The organism is Gulbenkiania mobilis (assembly GCA_004346645.1).
GTDB lineage: Bacteria > Pseudomonadota > Gammaproteobacteria > Burkholderiales > Chromobacteriaceae > Gulbenkiania > Gulbenkiania mobilis.
The window spans coordinates 111,642-135,166 of the sequence record SMDA01000004.1 but is presented as its reverse complement, the minus strand read 5'-3'; the positions used below and the strand labels follow the sequence as shown (position 1 = coordinate 135,166).

The window sequence follows — 23,525 nt, the reverse complement described above, 5'->3', positions numbered from 1 at the left end:
CGGGGGACGGAAATACGGGCATGCGTGAAGAACATACTCTGCGGGGGGCATCGATCCTGGTGGTCGACGACGACCTCGACATCCTTGAACTGCACAAGTCGGTGCTGGAGATGGAAGGCTATGCGGTACACACTGCCGCGAGCGGCAGCCGCGCGCTGCAGGTGCTGGACGACATCGAGACGCCAGATCTCATCCTGCTGGACTTCCGTATGTACGACATGACCGGGGTCGATTTCCTGGCCCGGTTGGAAGTGGAGCACCCGCAGCTATTGGACCAGACACCGGTGGTCTTCCTGACCGGCATGGACAGCGTGCCGCCCAGCCGGGCAGCCGGGTTCATACGCAAGCTGACCGACCTGGACCGTTTTATCGAGCTGGTGCACGAGTACGCCAGCCGCCGCCACTGACGCCTCGCCTCCTGATGCCCATGACAAAGCCCGGCCTGAGCCGGGCTTTGTCATGGGCAGGGTTGGCCGAAGCGGGTTCGGCCAACCCTGCCGTGCTCCTTACTTGGCCGGGTGAGCAGCCATCCACGCCTTGAGGAAGGCGATTTCCTTCTCCTGCGCGGCAATCACCTCCTCGGCCAGCTTGCGCAGCTCCGGGTCCTTGCCGTACTGCAACTCTACACGGGCCATGTCCACCGCCCCTTGGTGGTGCGGTACCATGCCGGCGGCAAAGTCATAGTCGGCGTTGCCGGTATACGGGATCGCCATGCCCTGCATCATGCCGCGATGGGCGGCCAGGTAACCCTGGGTGGACGGAGTCTGCGCCCCCTGGGGCATCGCCATGCCATGCATCGGGTGCGCGCCGCCCTGCATCATCGGGCAGGCTGCCGGGGCTGCAGGGGTGGCGGCCTGCGCAGCCGAAAGGGAGAGGGTGGCAACAGCGGCCAGCATCAATAGTGTTTTCATTTCGGTTCTCCTGCAGGCTGCCCCAGGCAGCCTGCGCAATGGGTCATGGCAAAAGACATTACGGCGTCAGCGCGAGGCATATACCTGCCGGCGGCCGTCACGGTCGAAGGCGATCACCTTGTACGGCTGGTGTGTCGGGCTCTCCATGCCGGGGCTGCCCGGCGGCATGCCTGGCACCGCCAGACCAGCGATCCTGGGTTTTTCCTTCAGTACGCGCGCCACCAGGTCGGACGGGACATGGCCTTCGAAGACATAGCCACCGACCACGGCCGTATGGCAGGAGCGCAGGTCTGCCGGGACGCGGTAGCGGTCCTTCAGGGCAGACATGTTGGCATCGGCGCGGGTTTCCAGCGCAAACCCGCCTTTTTTCATGTGTTCGTTCCACGCACCGCAGCAGCCGCAGTTCGGGTCCTTGTAGAGGGTGCCGGGCGTTGCCGCCCAAGCGGGCAGGGCCAGCGCAGCAAGCAGCGCCAGACCTCCCCGGGTCAGATAAGACATGATGTTCTCCGGTCGATAGGAATAGGCAGCCGGCGTCAGCCGGTGTCGTCGTTCAGACGAGGCCGCGGGGCGGCGGGACCGGAGGCGGGGTGTCGCGCGAAGCGACCGGAAGGCAGACATGGCCGGCGTGCACCGGCTTGAGCGGTGCCGCAGGCAGGGTGATCGCCGCCGGAGGTGTGGCGGCCGGCAGCTGGCAGCAGGCCGAGGCCCCCTGTGTGGCGCTGTGATCGGCGGTATGGGCCGATGGGCAGTCCGGAGCGGGGCGGCTATCGTGGCACGAGGTGGGCGTGCTGGCGGAGGCGGCAGGCAGCGCCAGACCGGCCTGCGGTAGCAGGACCAGACTGAACAGCAATACCAGCATCTTGAGGAACGCCACGGGGCCACTCCGCCATGTCAGGATAGACGCTATCCTAGCACACTCCTGCATACCCGCCAGGGGTAAAGTCCGGCAACGCTTGATCCAGCGCAGCCCTTGGTGAAACGGGTCAGAGCCGGTCGTAGGCAGGATGGTTGGGGGGCACCAGTTCTTCGACCAGAAAGTCGATGAAGGCGCGCACCGCCGGCACCAGCCCCCGTCGGGAAGGAAACACCGCATGCAGAATGCCGCCAGGAAGCTGGTACTCCGGCAGTAGCGCCACAAGCCGGCCGGCGGCCATGGCTTCGTGGCAGACCAGCGTTGGCAGGGCACCGATGCCGATGCCAGCCTCTGCGGCAGCAGACAGCAGCACCAGGTCGTCGCCCATCAGGCGCGGGCTATCAAAGGTCAGCGTCTGGGTGGTACCGGTAGGGTCGGTCAGGACGATGCTGGTACGGTTATCCGGGCGGCTCATGGCTACCACCGGCATGGCCAGCAGGTCTTCGGGCCGGCGCGGCATGCCGTGGGTGGCCAGCAGTGCCGGGCTGGCCACGAGCGCGTAACCACTGATGCCCAGGCGCCGCGCCACCAGGCTGGCGCTGTCCTCCATCTGCGGGCGCACGCGCAGTGCCACGTCCACCCCTTCTTCGAGCAGGTCCACCCGGCGGTTGGTGATCTCCAGCCATACCTTCACTTGAGGGTTGCGCTGCATGAAGCCTGGCAGCACCGGTGCCAGCAGTGTCTTGCACAGCAGTTCCGGGCAGCTGACACGCACCACGCCGCGTGGCTCCGCGCGTGCCCGATCGATGGTTTCCTGTGCGGCCTCGGCTTCGGCCAGCATGGCCTGGCAGTGGCGATAGTACTGGGTGCCCAGATCGGTCAGTGCCAGCTTGCGGGTGGTGCGATGCAGCAGCCGCACCCCCAGCCGCTCCTCCAGTTCGGCCACCCGCCGGGAGAGCCGGCTCTTGGGCACGCCCAGAGCCCGGCCGGCTGCCATGAAGCCGCCGTACTCTACCACCTTGGCGAAATAGTAGAGGTCGTTCAGATCGCTCATTAGGATTGTCCTGATGATGGAACAATGTTTCCGATTCTAACCATCTAGTCGCAGGGCGTGCAGTTTCTTATGCTCAATCCTGTCAATCGCCATCATCCAATAAGGAACCGCCATGCATATCCTTCACCTCGACTCCAGCGTACTGGGCGGCCAGTCGGTCACCCGTCTCCTCACCGGCGCCCTGGTCGACGCCCTGCGCCGTGCCCATCCGCAGAGCGAGATCAGCTACCGCGATCTGGCCGCCGAGCCGATCACCCACCTGTCTGGGGAGATCCTGGGAGCCAACTTCACGCCGGAAGCCGAGTGGAATGATGTCCAACGCCGTGAGAAAGCGTGCACCGAAACCCTGCTCAACGAGTTCCTTTCGGCCGACGTAGTGGTGATCGGCGCGCCGATGTACAACTTCTCCATTCCCTCACAGCTGAAGGCCTGGATCGACCGCGTGGCCGCTGCCGGCCGCACCTTCAAGTACACCGAAGCCGGCGCGGTGGGTCTGGCTGGGGGCAAGAAGGTCTACATCGTTTCCGGCCGCGGCGGCGTCTACAGCACCGGTCAGGGTCAGCTGATGGACTTTCAGGAAGACTACCTCAAGACCGTGCTGGGCTTTCTGGGCATCACCGACATCGAGGTGGTGCGGGCCGAAGCCGTTAACATGGGACAGGCTCAGCGTGAAGCGGCCATCCGCACCGCCCAGGACGTCATCGCCACCTTGGCGGTTTGAGGCGGACACTGCATCATCCCCAAGGCGCGGAAGGGTTCCGCGCCCTTTTTCTTTCCGGAGGAGCCGATGGCTGCACACCATTACCTGATCAGTGTCACCGACCTGGACGATGTGGCGCGGGCGCCGCTGGCGTTCGAGTCGGCGTGCCACGACGACATGCTGGCGATCGTGGAACGCCTGCGTGGTCTGGGTCGCTTCGAGAACGACGAGGCCGCCGCGCTGGCGGTAGGCCTGAAGCTGCTGGGCGAAGTGGTCCTAGCGCACCGCAAGGACCCGCTCTTCGCCCCCTTGGCCGAAGACGCGCTGGGGGACTTTATCAAGAGGCTGAAGGCGGCTGGACAGGGCAAAGCTGCAGCGAGCGCCATGCCCGAGGCCTGAGCAGCCTGCGGATAGCATGCCGGTCGTCTGCAGTGTCGGCTACGGCTTGGCTTTGGCGTGGCCAGCCCCAACTGGAGCACATGCAGGCTGAAACGGGACATTTCACATGGATGCACTGGCATTGATCGGCGAGCGCCGGATCGACGAGGCGGTGGAGCGGGGCGACTGGAAGAGCCTGGCGTGCGCCGGACAGCCCCTGCCGGAGGACGATGCCCCGGCGGGGCTGATGCCAGACGAACGGATGGCTTGGCGCCTGTTGCGAACGATAGGGGCGGCCCGCCCATTGGACGACATGCGACGTCTCCTCGCGGGCGGGCCCGGTGGCGTGGCCGAGTCCGACCAAAGAGCGTGGCTGCCCCAAGTGCTGGCGCGACCGGACACCGCACCTTCGGCCGCGGCGCGCTACGCCCGGGCCCTGTGGCTGTTGCACCGTTTGCGCGGTTGACGCTCGGGCGCAGGCACGGTTGGCCGAAGGCTTTCGCCCGGCCGGCGCGCTGTCAGACCCAGTCGCGCGCGGGCAGGAAGCGCTCGGTCAGGGCTGCTTCCGGGCTGCCCGGCTCCGGCTGGTAGCCATATTCCCACCGTACCAGCGGGGGCATCGACATCAGGATGGATTCGGTGCGGCCGCCGGTCTGCAGGCCGAATAGCGTGCCACGGTCCCACACCAGGTTGAACTCCACATAGCGTCCGCGCCGGTACAACTGGAACTGACGTTCGCGCTCCCCCCACGGCGTGTTCTTGCGCCGCGCGACGATCGGCAGGTAAGCGTCCAGATAACCGTTGCCCACCGCCTGCAGGAAGGCAAAGCAATGCTCGAAGTCAGGCCGGTTCAGATCGTCGAAGAACAGTCCGCCCACCCCGCGCGCCTCGTTGCGGTGCTTGAGGAAGAAGTACTGATCGCACCACTTCTTGTAGGCAGGGTAGGTTTCCGGCCCGAAGGGTGTGCACAGGTCGCGTGCCACCGTGTGCCAGTGCACCGCATCCTCCTCGAAGCCGTAGTAGGGTGTCAGGTCGAAGCCGCCGCCAAACCACCATACCGGTGCCTCGCCGTCCTTCTCCGCGATGAAGAAGCGCACGTTGGCGTGGCTGGTGGGCACATACGGGTTTTCCGGATGCACCACCAGTGACACGCCCATCGCCTGCCAGCGCCGCCCTACCAGTTCGGGACGGTGAGCGGTGGCCGACGGGGGCAGTGCATCGCCCGTGACGTGGGAGAAATTCACCCCGGCCTGCTCGAACACCGCGCCCTGGGCCAGCACGCGCGAGCGGCCGCCTCCACCGCCGGGGCGCATCCAGCGCTCCTCTGTGAAGCGGCGCTGGCCGTCGGCTTCTTCCAGGGCGTGGCAGATGCGGTCCTGCAGGTCGGTAAGAAAGTCTTGTACGCGGGCGGTATCGGGCGTCTGCATCGTGGTCGTCCAAGCGGATGGGCCGGACATTGTACCGCCGGTGCTGGCCGGTGGGAGGGGGGCGGGCTAGGATAGGCCGACCGGGCCGCCCCGTCTGGCTGGCGGCCGTCTCTGACCTTACCGGAGCCGCACCATGATCACACTGTATACCTGGGGTACCCCCAACGGTCGAAAGGTGTCTATCCTGCTCGAGGAACTCGGGGTGCCCTACCAGGTGAAGACTGTCGACATCACGCGCAACGAGCAGTTCGAACCCGCCTTCCTCGCCGTCAGCCCTAACAACAAGATCCCCGCCATCGTCGACGACGAAGGACCAGGCGGTACCCCGCTGGCGCTGTTCGAATCCGGCGCCATCCTTCAGTACCTAGCCGAGAAACATGGCCGCTTCCTGCCTGCCGAAGGGGTCGCCCGCTACCGGACGCTGCAGTGGCTGATGTTTCAGATGGGCGGGTTCGGGCCGATGCTGGGCCAGGCTCACCACTTCCTGCGCTATGCCCCCGAGCCGGTGCCCTACGCCCGAAAGCGTTATCACGACGAGACGCTACGGCTCTATGGCGTGCTCGACCGCCAGTTGGCCGAAGGACCGTACGTGTCGGGCGAGGCCTACACCATTGCCGACATTGCGCTCTATCCTTGGGTGGCCCGCCATGAATGGCATGCGGTGACGCTTTCCGCCTTCCCGGCCGTGGAGGCATGGTATCGCCGGGTGGGCGAGCGGCCTGCGGTGGTGGCCGGCATGCAGGTGCCGGCGGTGTGAAACTTGCTGCAGTGAGGGCTTGAGCCAGGTCAGGTGTCGGCAGGGAAGGGGCTGTCCCGTATTGCCACACCCGACTGTCACGGCAAGAATTGTCACGCACAACACCATCACCGCACTGCGGACTCAATCCTCCCTCTGACGCTCTTTCAGGAAGCAAGCATGTCAAACCTCAAAAACTGGCTGATCTGGCTTGTGGTGGCCGTCGCCGGTGCCGTGGCCTTCGGGGTCGTGGCGCTCGGGCGCGGCGAAACCGTCAACGCCGTCTGGCTTGTCGTCGCTGCCGTTTCGGTCTATCTCATCGCCTACCGGTTCTACAGCCGGTTTATAGCCCAGAGCGTGGCCGGGCTCGAGTTTGGCCGCATGACACCGGCCGAGCGCCACAATGACGGGCTGGACTACGTGCCCACCAACAAGACCGTGCTCTTCGGGCACCACTTTGCCGCGATTGCCGGGGCTGGCCCGCTGGTGGGCCCGGTGCTGGCCGCGCAGATGGGTTACCTGCCCGGCACGCTGTGGATCCTCGCCGGCGTGGTGTTCGCCGGCGCGGTACAGGACATGATGGTGCTCTTTCTCTCCACCCGCCGTGACGGCAAGTCGCTGGGTGACATGGTCCGCGCCGAGATGGGCGCGGTGGCCGGGCTGGTGGCCTCCATCGGCGTGCTGATGATTATGGTGATCATCCTCGCTGTGCTGGCGCTGGTGGTGGTCAAGGCCCTGGTCGGCAGCCCTTGGGGGACCTTCACCATCGCCATGACGATTCCGATCGCGCTGCTGATGGGGTTGTACACCCGCTTCATCCGACCGGGCCGCATCGGCGAGGTGTCGGTCATCGGCTTCATCCTGCTGATGCTGGCCATCGTCTATGGCGGTAAGGTGGCGGAGAACCCGACGCTGGCCCCGTATTTCACCTTCGATGGCACCGCGCTCGCCTGGGCGCTGATCCTGTACGGCTTTGTGGCGTCGGTGCTGCCGGTATGGCTGCTGCTGGCCCCGCGTGACTACCTCTCCACCTTCCTCAAGATTGGTACCATCGTCGGGCTGGCGCTGGGCATCGTGATCGTAATGCCCAGCCTGCAGATGCCGGCCGTCACCCGCTTCATCGACGGCTCCGGTCCGGTGTTCGCCGGCGGGCTGTTCCCCTTCCTCTTCATCACCATTGCCTGCGGCGCCGTGTCCGGCTTTCATGCGCTGGTGTCGTCGGGCACCACGCCCAAGATGGTGGAGAACGAGGTGCACATCCGTCCCATCGGCTATGGCGCCATGCTGATGGAGTCGTTCGTGGCGATCATGGCGCTGATTGCCGCCAGCGTGATCGACCCGGGGGTGTACTTTGCCATGAACAGTCCGGCCGCTGTGGTGGGCCACACCGTGCAGGAGGCCAGCCAGGTCATTTCCACCTGGGGCTTTGTCATCACCCCAGAGACGCTGGAGCAGGTGGCGCGTGACGTGGGCGAGACGTCCATCCTGTCCCGTGCCGGGGGCGCCCCGACACTGGCGGTGGGCATGGCGCACATCCTGCACCAAGTGATCGGCGGCAAGACGATGATGGCGTTTTGGTATCACTTTGCCATCCTGTTCGAAGCACTGTTCATCCTGACGGCCGTCGACGCCGGCACCCGTTCGCTGCGCTTCATGTTCCAGGACCTGCTGGGTACCTTCATCAAGCCGCTGGCCAACACCGAGTCGCTGGTGGCCAACCTGCTGGCCACTGCCTTGGCCGTGGCCAGCTGGGGCTACTTCCTGTACCAAGGGGTGGTGGACCCGCTCGGTGGCATCAACACCTTGTGGCCGCTCTTCGGCATTGCCAACCAGATGCTGGCAGGCATCGCGCTGATCCTGGCCTCGGTGGTGCTGGTGAAGATGAAGAAGGAGCGCTTCGTCTGGGTGACGCTACTGCCTGCCCTAGGGCTGCTGGTGGTGACGCTGACGGCCGGCTGGCAGAAGCTGTTCGACGCCAGCCCCAAGATCAGCTTCCTGGCCCATGCGTCCAAGTTCTCCGGCGCCGCGGCCAACGGAGAGGTGCTGGCTCCGGCCAAGACGCTGGAGCAGATGCAGCAGATTGTCTTCAACGACTATGTGGATGCGGTGCTGATCGGGCTCTTCATGTTCGTGCTGCTGGCGATGGTGGGCTTTGGCCTGCGCGTGGCCCGGCAGGCGCTGGCAGTCAAGTGGGCAACGGTCAAGGAAGTGCCCGCCCTTTACCGCGAGGAGGGTGGCCGTGCCTGACCGCCTGCTTCACCGGTTGACCGCCATGCTGCGACTGATGGTGGGCGTCAAGGATTATGACGCCTATCTGGCCCGTGCCCGCCGCTTCAACCCCGAGGCGCCGGTCATGAGCCGCGAGGAGTTCTTCCGTTACTGCCAGAAAGCCCGCTACGGCAGGGGCGGAGGTAAGTGCGCCTGCTAGCGGCGGCCTGATCCGCAAGGTTGGCCGAAGCCCTTGGCCGCCCGGACACCCCGGGCGGCTTTTGCTTGCAGTTCAAGGCATCAGCCGCAGCACGGTGGCATTGATCAGACTGCCACCTGCCACCAACCACAGGAACAGCACGGCGGCCAGCAGAAGGGGCCGAGGCCCCGCCAGCCGGAAGGCCGACAGGTGGGTGGTGAGCCCGAGTGCGGCCATCGCTGTGGCCAGCAACAGGTTGTCCAGCGTCACCAGGGTAGCGGTGACCGGTGCCGGCAGCAGCGCCAGCGAATTGAAGCCGGTCACGACCAGAAAGCCTAGGGCAAACCAGGGCAGGGCAATGCGCGCGCTCGGACGCTGTGCCCGGCTGGAGCGTCCGGCCAGCCAGGCCGACAGCAGCATCAGGAACGGGGCCAGCATCATCACTCGCAGCAGTTTTGTGATCACCGCGCTGGTGGCAGCGGTTTCGCTGATGGCGCGCCCGGCGGCCACCGCCTGGGCCACCTCGTGCACGGTGGAGCCGGTGAACATGCCGAAAGCGAAGTCGGAGATACCCCAGGTACTGCCCAGTGCGTGCAACACCGGATAGAGGAACATTGCCAGCGTGCCGAACACCACGACGGTGGACACCGCCACCGTCACCCGCTCCGGGGCGGCGCGCACCACCGGTTCGGTGGCGAGCACCGCAGCAGCCCCACAGATGGCGCTGCCGGCCCCAATCAGGATCACGCTTTCCTCGTCCACCCCCAGCAGGCGCCGCCCCACCTGCCAGGCGAGAAGAAAGGTACTGGACAGCACCAGCGCGTCGATCAGTACGCCCGCCCATCCCACGGTGGTTACGGCCTGGAAGGTCAGCCGGAAGCCATAGAGCACGATCCCCAGCCGCAGCAGCCGTGTCTTGGCCAGCGCTACCCCTGCGGTGCACATGCCCGCCAGCCTCGGGTAAACGGTATGGCCGAGCAGCATGCCGCCGAGAATGGCCAGAGTCAGGGCGGAGAGCCCTAGCGACTGCGGGCCGGGCAGCCGGGCCGACCAGTCTGCCAAGAGGGCGATCGCCACACTGAGCGACACCCCCGGTAAAACCAAGCGCAAAGCATTCATCGTTCTGTCCCTGATGGGCTTCCTCCCGGAAGCAGACAGCCAAGACGATACGCGGGCCGTTTAAATCAGAAAAACAGATAAAATTTCTTCTTATAATAAGAAATACCGATTATTTGGGAGAGGCGCATGCGCCTGCGCATCAGTCTGCGTGAACTGGAAGTGTTTGTTGCCGTGGCAGAGGTCGGCACTGTTACCGCAGCGGCTGACTACATTGGACTGACGCAGTCGGCTGCCAGCCAAGCCTTGGCCAATCTGGAGGGGGGGATGTCGGTGCCCCTGTTCGATCGGGTGGGCCGGCGGCTGGTGCTCAATGAACAGGGGCGGCTGCTGTGGCCGCGCGCCCAGGCACTCTTGGACGAGGCCGGCGCGATGCAGGACTTGTTCACCCGCGAGGGAGCGCTACATCTGCGCTTGGCGGCGAGCACCACCATCGGCAACTACCTTCTGCCCGAGCGGCTGGCCCGCTTCCGCCTGCGCTATCCCCAGGCGCGTGTGGAGCTTCTGGTGGCCAACACCGCTGATGTGGTGGAGGCCGTCACCGCGTTTCGGGTCGATGCAGGCTTCATCGAAGGCCCCGCCCATCATCCTGCGCTCCAGGTCGTTCCGTGGCGGGAGGACCGCATGTGTGTGTTCGCGGCTGCTGAGCATCCGCTTGCCGGACACCCGTTGAGTCTGGAGACACTGGCAGCGGCCGAGTGGGTATTGCGTGAGAGTGGGTCGGGCACGCGGGAGGAAGTGGAGCGCCTGCTGTTGCCGCACCTGACCTGTCTGGGAAGGGTGATGGAGTTGGGCAACTCCGAAGCCATCAAGCGTACCGTGGCGGCCGGGCTGGGCATTAGCTGCCTGTCTCGGCATGTGGTGGAGGAATGGCTGAAGAGCGGGCGGCTGGTCGAACTCGAAACGCCGCTGCCCCCGCTGTCGCGCACGTTATACCTCGTACGCCACCAGGCGCGACGGGCCGGGCGGGGGCTGGAAGCCTTCCTTAGCCTTGAGCCCGAAGAGGAATGAACCCGGCCAGACGCCTGTCCGACCGGGTTCGGCCAAGCCTGTTAAAGCCAGAAATCGCTGCGCGTCCGATGGGCCTCCAGCAGGTGCCGGAACACGCCCGGGTCCTTGGTGTAGGTGAGCTCACCTGCCTGCGGCTGGTGGAAGTCCAGCAGGCGGGACACCCAGAAGCGCAGGGCTGCCGCACGCAGCATCACCGGCCAGGTATCGCGCTCGGCCTCGATGAACGGGCGTACCGACTGGTAGCCTGCAATAAGGGCGCGGGCCAGCTCGGCGTCAATGCTGCCATCATCCCGCCGTGCCCAGTCGTTGAGCGCAATCGCCACGTCGTAGGCCAAAAGATCGTTGCAGGCATAGTAGAAGTCGATGAAGCCGGCAATCGTCTCGCCCTGCATTAGCACGTTGTCGCGGAACAGGTCGGCGTGGATCACACCCGAGGGCAGGGCATCGAAACGGTGTGCCTCCTGATAGGCCACCTCATCACGCAGCAGCGCGGCTTCGTCTTCGTTCAGAAACGGGTAGAGCCCGCTGGCGGTACGGCTCCACCAGGCCGGGCCACGCGGGTTGGGCATCCGCTCGGGGTAGGTGTCACCTGCCCGATGCATCAGGGCCAGCATCTCGCCCACCGCGCGGCACTGCGCAGCGCTGGGCGTGGAGACGTCCTGACCGTCCAGACAGGTGACGAGGCAAGCGGGCTTGCCCGCCAGCAGCGAGGCGAAGGCATCGTTGTGGTCGGCCACCGGGGCGGGGCAGGCTACACCATGCCGGGCCAGATGGCTCATTAGCCCGAGGTAGAACGGCAGGTCCTCCAGCCGCAGCACCTCAAACAGGGTGAGCACATAGCGCCCGTGGGTGGTGGTGACGAAGTAGTTGGTATTGGTGATCCCCGCTGCGATGCCTCTGAGGCTGACCAGCTCGCCCAGTGCGTAGCGGGACAGCCAGGCCGCGAGCTCGGCCTCGCTCACCGTGGTGTAAACCGACATGAGGCCCCCGTTAGAACCGCAGCAGAACCCACTGCGGTATGATCACGCGCCGCACAGGGTCGATTTGGCGCATCTGGCCGTTGCCTTCCTCGTCCATCAGGTAGTAGGGCAGGCCCACCGAAGGTGTGATCTTCACCATGTACAGGTGGCCATTGAGGCGGTATTCCTCGATGGTGTCCTCGCCGCGCTTGATGATCTTGACTTCGGGCTCGGCCGTGGCCGGGTCCACGGCCACCTGAGGGGGGGCCGGCACGGGCGTGGTTTCGGCGCGGGCCTGCAGGCTGAGGGCTGCAGCGGCACTGACAATGAACAGGCTGAGGCGGCGCATGGCACGCTCCTTTCTGGCGGTCTTACAGATTGAGAAGTTGCTCGCGCTCTTCAGGCGATGCCTCGAAGCCGCGGGTTTCATAATGCTTGAAGATGGTGTCCACGATCTGACGTGGCTCGTCCAGGAGTTCCACCAGCGCCAGGTCGGCAGGATTGATCATGCCTTCGCCCGCCAGGCGGTCGCGCACCCAGTCGAGCAGGCCGCCCCAGAAGGCGCTGCCGCAGAGGATGATGGGAATCTTGCGACTCTTGCCGGTCTGCACCAGCGTCAGGGCCTCGAACAGTTCGTCGAGCGTGCCGAAGCCGCCGGGCATCACCACATAGGCCACCGCATGCTTCACGAACATTACCTTGCGCGAGAAGAAGTGGTTGAAGCTGATGGCCAGATCCTGGTACTCGTTGCCGCGCTGCTCGTGCGGCAGCACGATGTTGAGCCCCACCGACGGGCTCTTGCCGAAAAAGGCGCCTTTGTTGGCTGCCTCCATGATACCGGGGCCCCCACCGGAGATGACCGAAAAGCCGGAATCCGACAACAGGCGGGCGATGTCCTCGGTGAGCTTATAATACGGATGATCACGCGGAATCCGGGCGCTGCCGAAGATGCTCACGGCCGGTGTCACCGCATTCAGCTCCTCGGCCGATTCGACGAATTCGGACAGGATCTTCATGACGTGCCACGCTTCCCGTGCGCGGAAACGCTGCATCGAATCGTAGCGGTCGCTCGTCGGCGGCAGCTTGTCGACCAAGCTCATACTGAATGCCTCTATGAAAACACTGTTATTGATTGACGGCTCTTCTTATCTTTATCGCGCCTTTCATGCCATGCCGGACCTGCGCTCGCCCGAAGGGCTGCCCACAGGGGCCATCTACGGCATGGTGAACATGCTCCGGAGGCTGGAAAGGGAGGTCGCCTTCGATTATAGCGCCTGCATATTCGACGCCAAAGGCAAGACTTTTCGCGACGACCTGTATGCCGACTACAAGGCCAACCGTCCCTCGATGCCGGACGAGCTGGCCAGCCAGATTACGGCGGTGCACGAGGTGGTGCAAGCCTCGGGGTGGCCGATGCTGGTGGTGCCTGGCGTGGAGGCGGACGACGTGATCGGCACGCTGGCCTGCCAGGCCACCGCCGCAGGGATGCGGGTGATCATCTCCACCGGCGACAAGGACATCTCCCAACTGGTCTCTCCGAGCGTGACCGTGGTCAACACCATGACCAACGAGACGCTGGATGAGGCCGGCGTAAAGGCCAAGTTCGGCGTGCCACCGGAGCGCATCGTTGATTACCTGGTCCTGGTGGGTGACAAGGTGGACAACGTGCCAGGCGTGGAAAAGTGCGGGCCCAAGACCGCAGTGAAGTGGCTGGAGGAGTACGGTACGCTCGACAACCTCATTGCACATGCGGACCAGGTGGGCGGCAAGGTGGGCGAGAACCTGCGTGCAGCCCTGTCCTGGCTGCCGACGGCACGCGAGCTCATCACCATCAAGTGCGATGTCACGCTCGCCGAGCACCTGCCGCATCTGGAGGCGCTGCGTCACCAGCCGCGCGACCAGCCGCGACTGGTGGAGCTGTTCCAGCGCTTCGGATTCCGCAGCTGGCTGCGTGAGGCCAGCGAAGGGTTGGCCGAAGCGGGGGCGGAGGCTTCGGCCAACCCTCCGGGCGATTTTTTTGCACCGCCGGCCGCCGGCGAGGCGGCCCCTGCGCCCCAGGCAGCAATCGAGCGCCATTACGAGACCGTGCTCACCGAAGCGGCGCTGGAGGCCTGGATCGCTCGGCTTGAGGCGGCGGAGCGGGTGTCGCTCGATACCGAAACCACCAGCCTCAATGCACTGGATGCCCGAATCGTTGGCCTGAGCTTCTCGGTGGAGCCCGGTCATGCGGCCTATGTGCCGCTGGCGCATCACGGCCCCGGGGCGCCCGATCAGCTGGATCGCGAAGTTACGCTGGCCCGGCTCAGGCCGTGGCTGGAGGACCCGAAAGCCGGCAAGCTGGGGCAGAACCTCAAGTACGACCGGCATGTGTTTGCCAACCACGGCATCACCCTGCGGGGCATCGTCGATGACACCCTGCTGGCGTCGTACGTGATCGAAAGCCACCTCACGCACAACATGGATGACCTGGCCCGGCGCCATCTGGGGGAAACCACGATCACGTATGAGGAGATCTGCGGCAAGGGTGCGCGCCAGATCGGTTTTGCCGACGTGGACGTGGACACTGCCACCCGCTATGCGGCAGAGGATGCCGATATTGTGTTGCGCCTCAACAGCACGCTCGCCGGCAAGATGACGGACCGCTTGGCCGAGGTATACCGCACCATTGAACTGCCGGTGGCGGATGTGCTGTTCGCGATGGAGCGTACCGGGGTGCTCATCGACCGCGACAAGCTGGCACAGCAGAGCCACGAGCTGGGCCGGGAGATGCTGGAGGTGGAGCGGCGCGCACACGAGATGGCAGGTCAGCCCTTCAATCTCAACTCTCCCAAGCAGTTGCAGGAGATCCTGTTTGGCAAGCTGGGCATCGACACCAAAGGGGTGCGCAAGACCGCCTCGGGTGGCTATTCTACCGACGAAGAGGTGCTGGAGAAGCTGGCGCTCGACCATCCCCTGCCGCGGCTGATTCTGCAGTACCGGGGGCTGTCCAAGCTCAAGTCCACCTACACCGACAAGCTGCCGGCGCTGATCCGGCCCGAGACCGGGCGGGTGCACACCAACTATGCCCAAGCGGTCGCCGTTACCGGCCGGCTGGCCAGTTCCGACCCCAACTTGCAGAACATCCCAGTGCGTACCCCTGAAGGACGGCGGGTGCGTGAGGCCTTTGTGGCCCCCCCCGGCCACCTCATCGTTTCGGCCGACTATTCGCAGGTGGAGCTGCGCATCATGGCCCACCTGTCCGATGACCCGGGTATGCTGCGCGCTTTTGCCAGCGGCGAGGACATCCACCGCGCCACGGCCGCCGAGGTGTTCGGCGTGGCGCTGGATGCGGTCAGCAGCGACCAGCGGCGTGCTGCCAAGGCGATCAATTTCGGCTTGATCTACGGCATGAGTGCTTTCGGGCTGGCAGCACAGCTCGGCATCGAGCGGGTGGCTGCACAGCAGTATATCGACCGCTACTTCATGCGTTACCCGGGGGTGGCTGATTACATGCAGCGCACCCGGGAATCGGCACGAGAGCAGGGTTATGTGGAGACCGTGTTCGGCCGTCGCCTTTACCTGCCCGAGATCCGGGCCAGCAATGCGGGGCGCCGTGCCGCCGCCGAGCGGGCGGCCATCAACGCCCCCATGCAAGGAACAGCTGCCGACCTGATCAAGCTGGCCATGATCGCGGTGCACCGCTGGCTGAATGCGGAAGGACTGGCCAGCCGCTTGGTAATGCAGGTGCATGACGAGCTGGTGCTGGAAGTACCCCGGGAAGAGCAGGCCCTGATTGCCGAGCGCCTGCCCGCACTGATGGCCGGGGTGGCGGCGCTCAAGGTGCCGCTCCTCGCAGAAGTAGGCTTCGGGGACAGCTGGGAGGCGGCCCACTGACCGGTGCGTTGCGCCGGCCGTTTCTTCCTTACCCTGCCCTTGCATGACACCGCCCCGGTCCACGGGGCGGTTTGTTTTTGTGCCACATTTTTCTGCGCCTTGAATCAAATGCCATATATGTAATTGACATAAATACCCGCTCGTCTTAAATTTTCCTCGCTTGGTGTTCCTGTGCATTTGTATCGAATGTCTTCCTTCGTTGGCATGAAGACCCAGTAGCAGAGCATTGTGCGATGAAAGGTTTCACGCTTGTGGAAATGATGGCGACGCTGGCCGTGGCCGCGGTGCTGGCTGCCATCGCTACCCCCGGGCTGGCGGCCTGGACCGCTTCGGCACGGATCGAAACCCGGGTACGCGGCCTGGTGTCCAGCTTGCAGTTCGCACGCAGCGAGGCCATACGTGGCAACCAGGCTCTGACGGTCTGTGCCGCAAACTTCCGCTCCAACCTCAACCTTCAGGGCTGCCTGGCCCGAAGTGGTACCGCCAGCGCCAGCTGGAGCGAAGGCGTGCTGGTCTACGCCGACAATCCCGATCTGCCCAATGGTCGCTTTGATAGCGGCGAAGCACGCAAGAAGCTCAACTTCGATGATCTGGCCAGTGTTTCGGCCAACGTAGACCGCCTCACCCTGACGCCGGAGGGCCGGCTGGGCAGCAACGACACCCCGCCTAGGTGGGTGATCCGCGAAGCCGGAGGGCAATGCGCTTCGGTACAGATGGAGGCGACCGGACGGGCACGCGCATGCAGGGGAAATGGCTGCGATGGTTGCGCCTGATCGATGCATGCACGCAGGCTTCAGCCTGCTGGAAGTGCTGGTGGCGCTCATGGTGCTGGCCGTGGGCCTGTTGGGGCTGGCTGGCATGCAGGCACGTAGCCTGACGCTGGCGCGCGACGCAGAACTTGCGCTGGTGATGAGCGCACAGGCCGAAAGTCTTGCCGAGTCGATGCGTGCCAACGGCATTGCCAGTGCCACAGCCAGTGGCGGACTGGCCTATTCATGGGCGCATTACGAGGAGGAGGATTACACCAGCCATCTGACTGTGCCAGGGCAGGCCTGCCAAGCCGGCACCGAGTGTAGCGCCGCTGACCTTGCGGCCTGGGACCTGTATCGGTTCAAGCAGGCGTTGGCGGCTCGTTTTCCGGCCAGCAGCACCGCCTGGAAAGCCGTGGTCTGCCGTGCCGCGCCCGGATCGCAGCCTAGCTTCGCTGACAGCGGATGCCGCCCCAGTGGCGAGTTGGGCGTACGGATCGTATGGCGTCAGCGTCAGGATGCCCGCACACGGGCTGCCCTCGCCTCCGGCGCTTCGGCTACCGTGGAGAAACGCTATGTCCTGCCGATACAGACCGACTGAGGATGGGCAGGCACTGCGGCATCAGCGGGGGGTATCGCTGGTGGAGCTGATGGTGGCTCTGACGCTGGGGCTGGTTGTGCTGGCGACTGTACTGTCCGCCTATCTCAACACCCGGCGTACCTTGGCTAATGCCGAGGAGCGGATCAGCCGCCAGCAGGATGCGCGCTATGCCGTCCAGACACTGGCGCGGGACGTGCGCATGGCGGGCGAGCTGGGATGCCTCTCGCTGGCGGAGGCATCGGGCAGCATCGTCAACGCAGTGGCCTCTGCCGCACCCTGGCGGCAGCTGGCAGCCACAGGGGCCGGCGTGGCCGGGCTGGCACAGGCTTCCGCCACAGGCAACACTTGGTTCGGAGGCAGCGGGATGGTACCGGTTGGGGAGGTGCTGATCGTACAGTACGGGCAGCTGATCGGTCCGGTCGCTTCCTACTCGGTGGCCTCCGGTCAGCTGGCCCAGCTGAGCTTTCCCGTGGCCAGCCAGAGTGACTGGAAGGCCTGGGGCACGGTTGTGGTAAGTAGTTGCGGTCGTGCTGACGTGCTGGCCGTAGGTAGCGGAGGCGTCACCGTGAGTACCGGTGCCAGCGGCAGTACTCTGACACTGGCGCACGCACTTCCTTTGGCCAGCGGAGCCGTTTCCGGCCACCAGCCGGGGTCGCTGGAAGTACTGGCGCTGGTCTCGCGCGCCTACTTCATCGCAGCGTCCGGGGGCGTGCGCAGCCTGTGGCGGATGGATCTGAAAAAGGACGGTACACGAAGCGTACCTGCGCTCGTGGCGTCTGGTGTCGACCAGTGGCAGGTGGAGTACGGTATCCGCTCGGCCTGCAACGCCTCAGGCCCACGCATGGTGTTCCGCGCTGATGCCGCCGGGGTGGCGCAGGACGAATGGCCACGTCTGGCACTTCTGCGGCTGCAGCTGGCCTTTCCTTATCGGGATGCGGCGGCCGCCAGCGCCACCCTGACGTATCAGGCAAACGTGGCACTGCGCAGCCAGCCCCCCTGTGGTGGAGAGCGGCCATGAGGCTTTCTCCCCCCGGGCGGCACCAGCGGGGCCATACCCTGACGGTTGCGCTGATGCTGCTGATGCTGGTGTCGATGGCCGTGGTCGGCAGCGCTCGGCTGATGCTGGACGAGCAACGCATCGGCGCCAACCAGACCGACCGCCATCTGGCCTTCGAGCTGGCGGAGCTGGCCCTGCGGCAAGGAGAAGCAGAGGCCGAACAACTGGATGCCGAACTGGAGGTGGCCGGACGCAGCGAGGACGCGCTATGGGGGCGCAACGGGCTCTTCACTGCCGGTTGTGCCAATGCCGGCAATCCGGAGCGCTGGCGACAGGGGCTGTGTGCTCCGCCTGGCAGGGGCGGCCAGCAGACCATGCCGTGGCTGGGCGTACGCACCTATGTGGCGAGCGAGGGCGCGGTACGGGGTGGTACCGTTTCCCTGCTGCACCCTTGTGGGCAGGCGCGGGAGTTCGCCTATGAAACGCCCCGGGCCCAGAACCGCTGTGCTGCGGTGGTCTCCGGCAGTCGGGTGTGGGCCAATCCGCGTTATCTGATCGAACTTGTTGACCCGGCACACAGCGACGCCAGAGGGAGCGGTCGGCTGTACCGGATCACTGCCCGCGCCTGGGGGAAAAGCGCCAATACCGTCGTTACCCTGCAAAGCTTCTATCTGGTGCCGTGATGCCTGCTTGCCGCCTGTCCTTCTCCATGTTGCTAACGTCCCTGGGCCTGCTGCTTGCCGCTTGGCCGGGGGCAGCCGTGCCCGCAGGTGTCTGCGAGCTGCCAGGACTCAGGTCGGTCTATCCGTCGGTTCCCCTCTATCTTGCGCCCGTCACCCGCCCGAACGTGCTGATGTTCTTCGACAACTCGGTCAGCATGAGTACCCGCCTTCCCAACAGCACACGCACGCGGCTGCAGGCAGCCAAGGCGGCGGCCAAGGAAGTGGTGGGCAACTATCCGGACATCCGCTGGGGCCTGTTCACCTTCGACCCGAATGCCTACACGACTGCCGGGAAGCTGGTGCTTCCCATCGCTGATGGCAGCCAGCCCGAAGCCGACGGGCTCACGCACCTGCAGCGCATGGCAACCGAAATCGACGCCCTGCAGGCACAGACCAACACTCCGCTTTCGGAAGCCTTCATCGAGATGAGCCGGTATTTCCGCGGGTTGTCCACGGTGTACAGGAAAGCCGCCGGGAGCCCGGCCTACACCTCTCCCGTGCAATACCGTTGCCAGAACAACGCCATCCTCATGATGACCGATGGGGAGCCTTACGAGGACGACGACTTTCGCGTGGACGGTGACGCTCTGTTCGGTGGCCTGTCCAATAGCCAGCTAAAAGTGGACGGAGCGCTGAACGTGCTGCCCAAGCTGACCGGTGCGGCCTTCAGCAGCGACCTGTTCCCCGACGGTAGCCAGAACGATATCGAAGGCTTCAGCTGGAACACCGCCGGGTTTGTGCGCCAGTATCTGCGTACTTATACCGTCGGCTTCACCATCGACCACGCCTACCTTAAGAAGGCAGCCCAGGCAGGCGGAGGGTTGTACTTTACCGCCAGCGATGCCGCTTCGTTGCGGCAGAGCTTCAATGCCATCCTGACCGACATCAACAACCGCAACGCTGCAGCAACCCCTCCTGCTGCCGGCAGCGGCAAGCCGACCTCGGTGGTGTTCAGCCGTTTCGATCCGAAGACCTGGACATCGGAACTGGTGAGTTACGGTTTGGACGGACGCGGCAATCTGGACCCGGCGCAGCGCTACCCTGTGCAGCTGCCGGCCGCGGCGGAGCGGCTGATCTATACCAGCTATCCCACGCAGCCTGCGGGCATGTGGACATGCCCGATGGGAGGGGGCCAGTACCGTCTGACCGCAGGGGCCGTGCTCTCCGGCCAGCGCTTCGACAGCCCCCTCGCCAGCGATACGCTGACTTTCGGCGAGGCCGCCGCCGATGTCATCCGGCACCTTCGGGGCAGCCCGGCGGCGAACGAGCGCAACCCCAATGGCGGTCTGCCTTGGCTGGGCGACATCATCGACTCACGGATCGAGATGCTGGCCGACGGGGCCGCGTTTGCGGTGGGCGCCAACGATGGCATGCTGCACCTCTTCACCGAAACCTCGCCTGGTAGCGGCCAGTACCGCGAGCGGCTGGCATACGTGCCGTTCAACGTGCTGACGCGCCTGCCCGTACTGCGTGATGCCGGATACGGCAGCCGACTGGCGCACACCTATTTCGTCAACGGGCCGGTTGTGTCCGAGACTGCCGAAGGCCGCCATTATCTGGTGGGTACGCTGGCCCAGGGCGGGCGGGGCCTGTTCGCACTAGACGTGACCTCGGCCCTGACGCCGGCTACGGCAGCGGTGGATGCGCCCGGTCAGGTAGTGCTGTGGGAGCGGGGTGGACAGGCAGACAATGATCCCTTGCTGGGGCATGTCTTCGGCCGGCCGGTCATCGCGCGCGTCCGCATGCCGGTGGCGGGCGCCGGCTGGCAGGCCGGTGCAGTGCGCTGGGCGGTGATCACCGGCAATGGCTATGACAGCCCGGTGCGCAGGGGCTGGCTGCTCGTCCACGACCTGCTGACGGGTACGCGGGTGGCCCAGCTGCAGACGGACGACAGCCCGGACAACGGCCTGTCGGGCCCGGCGGTGCTGGACAGCGACGGTGACGGTGTGGCGGACTGGGCCTATGCCGGCGATCTGAAAGGTCGGGTATGGCGTTTCGCCCTTGGCGGGGTGGCCGACTGGGCGCAGGGGTCGGGCACGGCGTTCTGGCACGGGGTGGCCCGCCAGCCGGTAACAGCCACCCCGGCGCTGGTGCGCCGCAGCGACGGCCCCGGTTACATGGTGCTGTTCGGCACTGGCCGCCTGCTCTACAGCGAGGACAAGCCTCAGGGCAGCGCCGGGAGCGCCCTGGACGTGCAGTCGGTATACGGCCTGTGGGATGATCCGGCCGGCCTTCGGCCAACCCACGCCTATGGCGACCGTGAGGATCAGGCCGGCAGCGGCCCTGGCCGTCTGGCCCGCCAAAGTGTCGATGCCGAGGGCAGCACCACCGTGACGCTTTCGGGCAGCGCCACGGTGCGCACCTACGAAACACGGCGCACCACCCGTCGCAGCTTCATGCTCGGTGCCGGGGCAGACACCTTTGGCGGTTGGTACCTCGATCTGCTGCCGGCCTCCGGCATCCCGCAGGGCGAGCGGGTGCTCTACGAGATGGTGCCGCTGGGGAACGGGCGCGTGGACTTCTCCACGCAGGTTCCCTTCCTCGGGGCGAACCAGTGCACTGCAGGGGGAACCGGCTGGGTGCTTTCACTCGACCCGCTCACCGGCAGCCGGCCAGTGCGCGATCCGTGGGACCTGGATGAGGACGGCCGCGCCTCGGTGGCGGACCGCACCGCCTTTGCCGCAGGGCAGCCCGAGGTGATCACCGGCTACCGTTCGCAGGTCGGCATGCCCTCGGCGCTGGCACCGGTAGGCATGGCGCGCAACCGTTATGTCTGGCGCCGCTCGGTTACCCAGAGCGGTCAGATCAACAACCGGCTCAATCCCTACATTGACCGCATTTTTCAGGGCGGCCTGCGGCAGATGTACGGTGGTGCCGGTGGGGGTGGGGCCGAAGGCCCGCTCACCTTGCCTTGGGGAGCGGCCGGTGGGCCCGGCCGGCGCCTTGCATGGCGGGAGCTCTTCTGAATGAACAGGTTTTGCATCCGGATGGCAGGCTTCAGCCTGCTCGAACTTTTGGTGGTGATGGCCGTGGTGGCCATTCTTGCCGCGATCGCCGTGCCGGTCTATCGACAGCATGTGGTGAAAACCCGGCAGGCGGAAGCGCGTGCCCTGCTGCTGGAAAACGCCCATTTTCTTGAGCGCTGGTACGGCGAAAAGGGCAGTTTCAAGGCTTCCTCCAATGCCTGGCCGGCCCTGCCGGCCAGCCGCGTACCGCCCGCGCCCGAGACGCCGCTTTACCAGATCGGCTTTACCGCATCGGCGATCAATGTGGATGAGGGCGAGTATACGCTGGAAGCGATGCCGGTCAGCGGGCAGGACTGGCTGGGGGGCATCAGCATCCAGCTGGACCAGGACGGCAATATACGGTATTGCGAGCCCAACGCCTCAGGCGGGCGCAGCTGTCGCTTGCCCTGAGCGCTTCGGCCAACCTTCCCGAAAGCGACAGCCGGCCCGAAGGCCGGCTGTCGCTTTCGTCAATGCGCGCCGCTGTCCACGGGCGCGCCACCTCCGCCCGGCCGGAAAGGGGGGCGGGCCATCCATACCAGCGCGATCAGCGCAATGAACAGCCAGCCCGATGCCCAGAAGATCTCGTTGGAGGCCATGATGTAGGCCTGGCGCGTGATCTGTCCGGCCGTCAGCCCGGCCTGCTGCGCATCGCCGATCCCAAAGCCCGACAGCATCTGCCACCAAGGGTCGGCCGCTGCCGAGCCGGGGCTGGCCTGGCTTGAGAGGGTGGCGTGGTGGACCGCTTCCCGGCGGTCCCACAGCGTGGTGGTGAATGAAGCGCCGATACTGCCGGCCAGGATGCGCATGAAGTTTGACAGGCTGGAGGCGCCGGCGATCTGGTCAGGCCGCAGCCCGGACAGCGTGATCGTCGTCAGCGGCATGAAGAAGCAGGCCACCCCGATTCCCTGTACCACCTGCGGCCACACCACGTAGGCAAAGTCCATGTCTGGCGAGAAGGTGCTGCGCCAGAAGAAGCACAGGGCGTAGATCGAAAAGCTCACTGTCACCAGCCAGCGCATGTCCAGCCGGTGGGCGTTCTTGCCGATGATCGGCGAGAGCAGCACCGGCAGGATGCCGATCGGTGCCGCAGCCAGCCCGGCCCAGGTGGCGGTGTAGCCCAACTGGGTTTGCAGCAGCAGCGGCAGCAGCACGATGGTGCCGAAATACACCATGAACCCGAGGCTGGTGGCCAGCGCCCCAACGGTGAAGTTGCGTTTGGCAAAGAGCGAGATATCGATGATGGGGTGCGCCTCGTCCCGTTCCCACAGCACGAGATAGGTCAGCGCCACCACCGCTACGATCGCCAGCACCACGATTTCGGTGGACGAGAACCAGTCCAGCTCCTTGCCGCGGTCCAGCATCATCTGCAGCGCCCCCACGCCCAGTACCAGGAGTACCAGCCCGATGCGGTCGATCGGCAGCGCCACGGTCGGTGTCTCCCGCTCCTTCAGCTCGCGCCATGCGATCCACGCCGCCACTAGACCAACCGGGATATTGATGAAGAAGATCCAGGCCCAGTGCCAGTTGTCGCTGATCCAGCCGCCAAGGATGGGGCCAAAGATCGGCGCCACGATCACCGTCATGCTCCACAGCGCCAGGGCCATGCCCTTCTTCTCCGGGGGGTAGCTCGCCAGAAGCAGGCTTTGCGACAGCGGGATCATCGGGCCGGCCACCGCACCCTGGAGGATGCGGAAGAAGATCAGCATCTCGAGGTTGGGCGACAGACCGCACAGCCACGAGGTAAGCACGAACAGCACGGTGGAGATGGTGAACAGCTTGACCTCGCCCACGCGCTTGGCCAGCCAGCCGGTCAGTGGCACTGCGATCGCGTTGGCCACGCCAAACGAGGTGATCACCCATGTGCCCTGACTCGTGGCCGCGCCCAGGCTGCCCGAGATCGTGGGGAGCGCCACGTTGGCGATGGTGGTGTCCAGCACCTGCATGAAGGTGGACAACGACAGCGCCAGCGTGATCCAGAACAGCCGGGCGCCGGTCAGCGGAGGGTGTGCCATCGCAGGGCCTC

25 protein-coding genes are annotated in these 23,525 nt (G+C 65.5%); 15 read left to right on the top strand and 10 right to left on the bottom strand.

All coding sequences use genetic code 11. The annotated features are described in order from the left end of the window. Window positions 1–20 precede the first annotated feature (20 nt). A complete protein-coding gene (locus EV669_RS07510) occupies window positions 21–407 on the top strand; it encodes a response regulator (RefSeq protein WP_054286692.1) in 387 nt (128 codons plus the stop codon). 99 nt (window positions 408–506) lie between these two features. On the opposite strand, the gene copM is transcribed toward EV669_RS07510, so the two are convergent. From copM to EV669_RS07490, 4 genes are all read right to left on the bottom strand, one after another. Continuing rightward, window positions 507–911 carry a CopM family metallochaperone gene (copM, locus tag EV669_RS07505; protein WP_132098293.1) on the bottom strand — a complete coding sequence of 135 codons (405 nt, stop codon included), beginning with the start codon at window positions 909–911 and terminating at the stop codon, window positions 507–509. A gap of 66 nt (window positions 912–977) precedes the next feature. After that, window positions 978–1,409, bottom strand: coding sequence for a DUF411 domain-containing protein (locus EV669_RS07500; protein ID WP_055433309.1), 432 nt, complete (start codon window positions 1,407–1,409; stop codon window positions 978–980). A gap of 52 nt (window positions 1,410–1,461) precedes the next feature. Then, window positions 1,462–1,785 carry a hypothetical protein gene (locus EV669_RS07495; protein WP_132098292.1) on the bottom strand — a complete coding sequence of 108 codons (324 nt, stop codon included), beginning with the start codon at window positions 1,783–1,785 and terminating at the stop codon, window positions 1,462–1,464. 109 nt (window positions 1,786–1,894) lie between these two features. Beyond that, the gene (locus EV669_RS07490) at window positions 1,895–2,818 is read right to left on the bottom strand and encodes a LysR substrate-binding domain-containing protein (RefSeq protein ID WP_054286696.1); all 924 of its coding nucleotides are present in this window, start codon (window positions 2,816–2,818) and stop codon (window positions 1,895–1,897) included. A gap of 112 nt (window positions 2,819–2,930) precedes the next feature. Here EV669_RS07490 and EV669_RS07485 point away from each other — a divergent pair, with 112 nt between their 5' ends. The 3 genes from EV669_RS07485 (at window position 2,931) to EV669_RS07475 (ending at window position 4,362) form a co-directional block, all read left to right on the top strand. Beyond that, window positions 2,931–3,539, top strand: a complete 609-nt coding sequence (locus EV669_RS07485) for an FMN-dependent NADH-azoreductase (protein ID WP_054286697.1) — start codon at window positions 2,931–2,933, stop codon at window positions 3,537–3,539. Window positions 3,540–3,605: 66 nt separating this feature from the next. Further along, complete coding sequence (locus tag EV669_RS07480) at window positions 3,606–3,917, top strand: DUF3861 domain-containing protein (protein WP_132098291.1); 312 nt, start codon at window positions 3,606–3,608, stop codon at window positions 3,915–3,917. A 106-nt stretch (window positions 3,918–4,023) separates the two neighbouring features. Further along, window positions 4,024–4,362 carry a DnaJ family domain-containing protein gene (locus EV669_RS07475; RefSeq protein WP_132098290.1) on the top strand — a complete coding sequence of 113 codons (339 nt, stop codon included), beginning with the start codon at window positions 4,024–4,026 and terminating at the stop codon, window positions 4,360–4,362. Window positions 4,363–4,414: 52 nt separating this feature from the next. On the opposite strand, the gene hemF is transcribed toward EV669_RS07475, so the two are convergent. Next, window positions 4,415–5,323 carry an oxygen-dependent coproporphyrinogen oxidase gene (hemF, locus tag EV669_RS07470; RefSeq protein ID WP_132098289.1) on the bottom strand — a complete coding sequence of 303 codons (909 nt, stop codon included), beginning with the start codon at window positions 5,321–5,323 and terminating at the stop codon, window positions 4,415–4,417. 133 nt (window positions 5,324–5,456) lie between these two features. On the opposite strand from hemF, the gene EV669_RS07465 reads away from it, so the two are divergent. From EV669_RS07465 to EV669_RS14115, 3 genes are all read left to right on the top strand, one after another. Next, window positions 5,457–6,080 carry a glutathione S-transferase family protein gene (locus EV669_RS07465; protein ID WP_055433306.1) on the top strand — a complete coding sequence of 208 codons (624 nt, stop codon included), beginning with the start codon at window positions 5,457–5,459 and terminating at the stop codon, window positions 6,078–6,080. A 159-nt stretch (window positions 6,081–6,239) separates the two neighbouring features. Further along, window positions 6,240–8,306, top strand: coding sequence for a carbon starvation CstA family protein (locus EV669_RS07460; RefSeq protein WP_132098288.1), 2,067 nt, complete (start codon window positions 6,240–6,242; stop codon window positions 8,304–8,306). Continuing rightward, window positions 8,299–8,487 carry a YbdD/YjiX family protein gene (locus EV669_RS14115; RefSeq protein WP_235445653.1) on the top strand — a complete coding sequence of 63 codons (189 nt, stop codon included), beginning with the start codon at window positions 8,299–8,301 and terminating at the stop codon, window positions 8,485–8,487. Before EV669_RS07460 ends, EV669_RS14115 begins: the two co-directional genes overlap by 8 nt. 72 nt (window positions 8,488–8,559) lie before the next feature. Here the strand turns inward: EV669_RS14115 and EV669_RS07450 are convergent, their stop codons facing one another. Then, on the bottom strand, window positions 8,560–9,585 hold the full coding sequence (locus EV669_RS07450) for a YeiH family protein (RefSeq protein ID WP_132098287.1): 1,026 nt from the start codon (window positions 9,583–9,585) through the stop codon (window positions 8,560–8,562). A gap of 126 nt (window positions 9,586–9,711) precedes the next feature. On the opposite strand from EV669_RS07450, the gene EV669_RS07445 reads away from it, so the two are divergent. Next, the gene (locus tag EV669_RS07445; RefSeq protein WP_132098286.1) at window positions 9,712–10,593 is read left to right on the top strand and encodes a LysR family transcriptional regulator; all 882 of its coding nucleotides are present in this window, start codon (window positions 9,712–9,714) and stop codon (window positions 10,591–10,593) included. Window positions 10,594–10,634: 41 nt separating this feature from the next. Here EV669_RS07445 and EV669_RS07440 read toward each other — a convergent pair whose 3' ends face one another. Genes EV669_RS07440 through EV669_RS07430 form a run of 3 tightly spaced genes read right to left on the bottom strand, consistent with a single transcriptional unit; the run spans window position 10,635 to window position 12,652 of the window. Next, entirely contained in the window at window positions 10,635–11,573 is a 939-nt protein-coding gene (locus EV669_RS07440; protein ID WP_054286706.1) for a homoserine kinase, read from the bottom strand. Between the two features lie 10 nt (window positions 11,574–11,583). Continuing rightward, window positions 11,584–11,901: a DUF2782 domain-containing protein gene (locus EV669_RS07435; protein ID WP_054286707.1), complete on the bottom strand. Its 318-nt coding sequence runs from the start codon at window positions 11,899–11,901 to the stop codon at window positions 11,584–11,586. A 22-nt stretch (window positions 11,902–11,923) separates the two neighbouring features. Then, window positions 11,924–12,652 carry an LOG family protein gene (locus EV669_RS07430; RefSeq protein WP_054286708.1) on the bottom strand — a complete coding sequence of 243 codons (729 nt, stop codon included), beginning with the start codon at window positions 12,650–12,652 and terminating at the stop codon, window positions 11,924–11,926. A 13-nt stretch (window positions 12,653–12,665) separates the two neighbouring features. Between EV669_RS07430 and polA the strand changes: the two genes are divergently transcribed. The 7 genes from polA to EV669_RS07395 all read left to right on the top strand — a co-directional run bounded on the left by polA (window position 12,666) and on the right by EV669_RS07395 (window position 21,910). Further along, the gene (gene polA, locus EV669_RS07425; protein WP_132098285.1) at window positions 12,666–15,425 is read left to right on the top strand and encodes a DNA polymerase I; all 2,760 of its coding nucleotides are present in this window, start codon (window positions 12,666–12,668) and stop codon (window positions 15,423–15,425) included. A 233-nt stretch (window positions 15,426–15,658) separates the two neighbouring features. Further along, complete coding sequence (locus tag EV669_RS07420; protein WP_055433301.1) at window positions 15,659–16,198, top strand: GspH/FimT family pseudopilin; 540 nt, start codon at window positions 15,659–15,661, stop codon at window positions 16,196–16,198. Window positions 16,199–16,205: 7 nt separating this feature from the next. Then, window positions 16,206–16,775: a type IV pilus modification protein PilV gene (gene pilV / locus EV669_RS07415; RefSeq protein WP_165922723.1), complete on the top strand. Its 570-nt coding sequence runs from the start codon at window positions 16,206–16,208 to the stop codon at window positions 16,773–16,775. Beyond that, window positions 16,750–17,793: a PilW family protein gene (locus EV669_RS07410; protein WP_165922722.1), complete on the top strand. Its 1,044-nt coding sequence runs from the start codon at window positions 16,750–16,752 to the stop codon at window positions 17,791–17,793. The genes pilV and EV669_RS07410 overlap by 26 nt, the downstream gene beginning before the upstream one ends. Then, window positions 17,790–18,455: a pilus assembly PilX family protein gene (locus EV669_RS07405; protein WP_132098282.1), complete on the top strand. Its 666-nt coding sequence runs from the start codon at window positions 17,790–17,792 to the stop codon at window positions 18,453–18,455. The genes EV669_RS07410 and EV669_RS07405 overlap by 4 nt, the downstream gene beginning before the upstream one ends. A 26-nt stretch (window positions 18,456–18,481) precedes the next feature. Beyond that, the gene (locus EV669_RS07400) at window positions 18,482–21,460 is read left to right on the top strand and encodes a pilus assembly protein (protein WP_165922721.1); all 2,979 of its coding nucleotides are present in this window, start codon (window positions 18,482–18,484) and stop codon (window positions 21,458–21,460) included. Next, window positions 21,461–21,910 (top strand): type IV pilin protein, encoded by a 450-nt coding sequence (locus tag EV669_RS07395; protein WP_132098280.1) that lies wholly within the window; start codon window positions 21,461–21,463, stop codon window positions 21,908–21,910. It abuts the gene before it with no gap. A gap of 59 nt (window positions 21,911–21,969) precedes the next feature. Here EV669_RS07395 and EV669_RS07390 read toward each other — a convergent pair whose 3' ends face one another. Beyond that, the gene (locus EV669_RS07390) at window positions 21,970–23,514 is read right to left on the bottom strand and encodes a DHA2 family efflux MFS transporter permease subunit (RefSeq protein WP_054286715.1); all 1,545 of its coding nucleotides are present in this window, start codon (window positions 23,512–23,514) and stop codon (window positions 21,970–21,972) included. Between the last annotated feature and the right edge of the window lie 11 nt (window positions 23,515–23,525).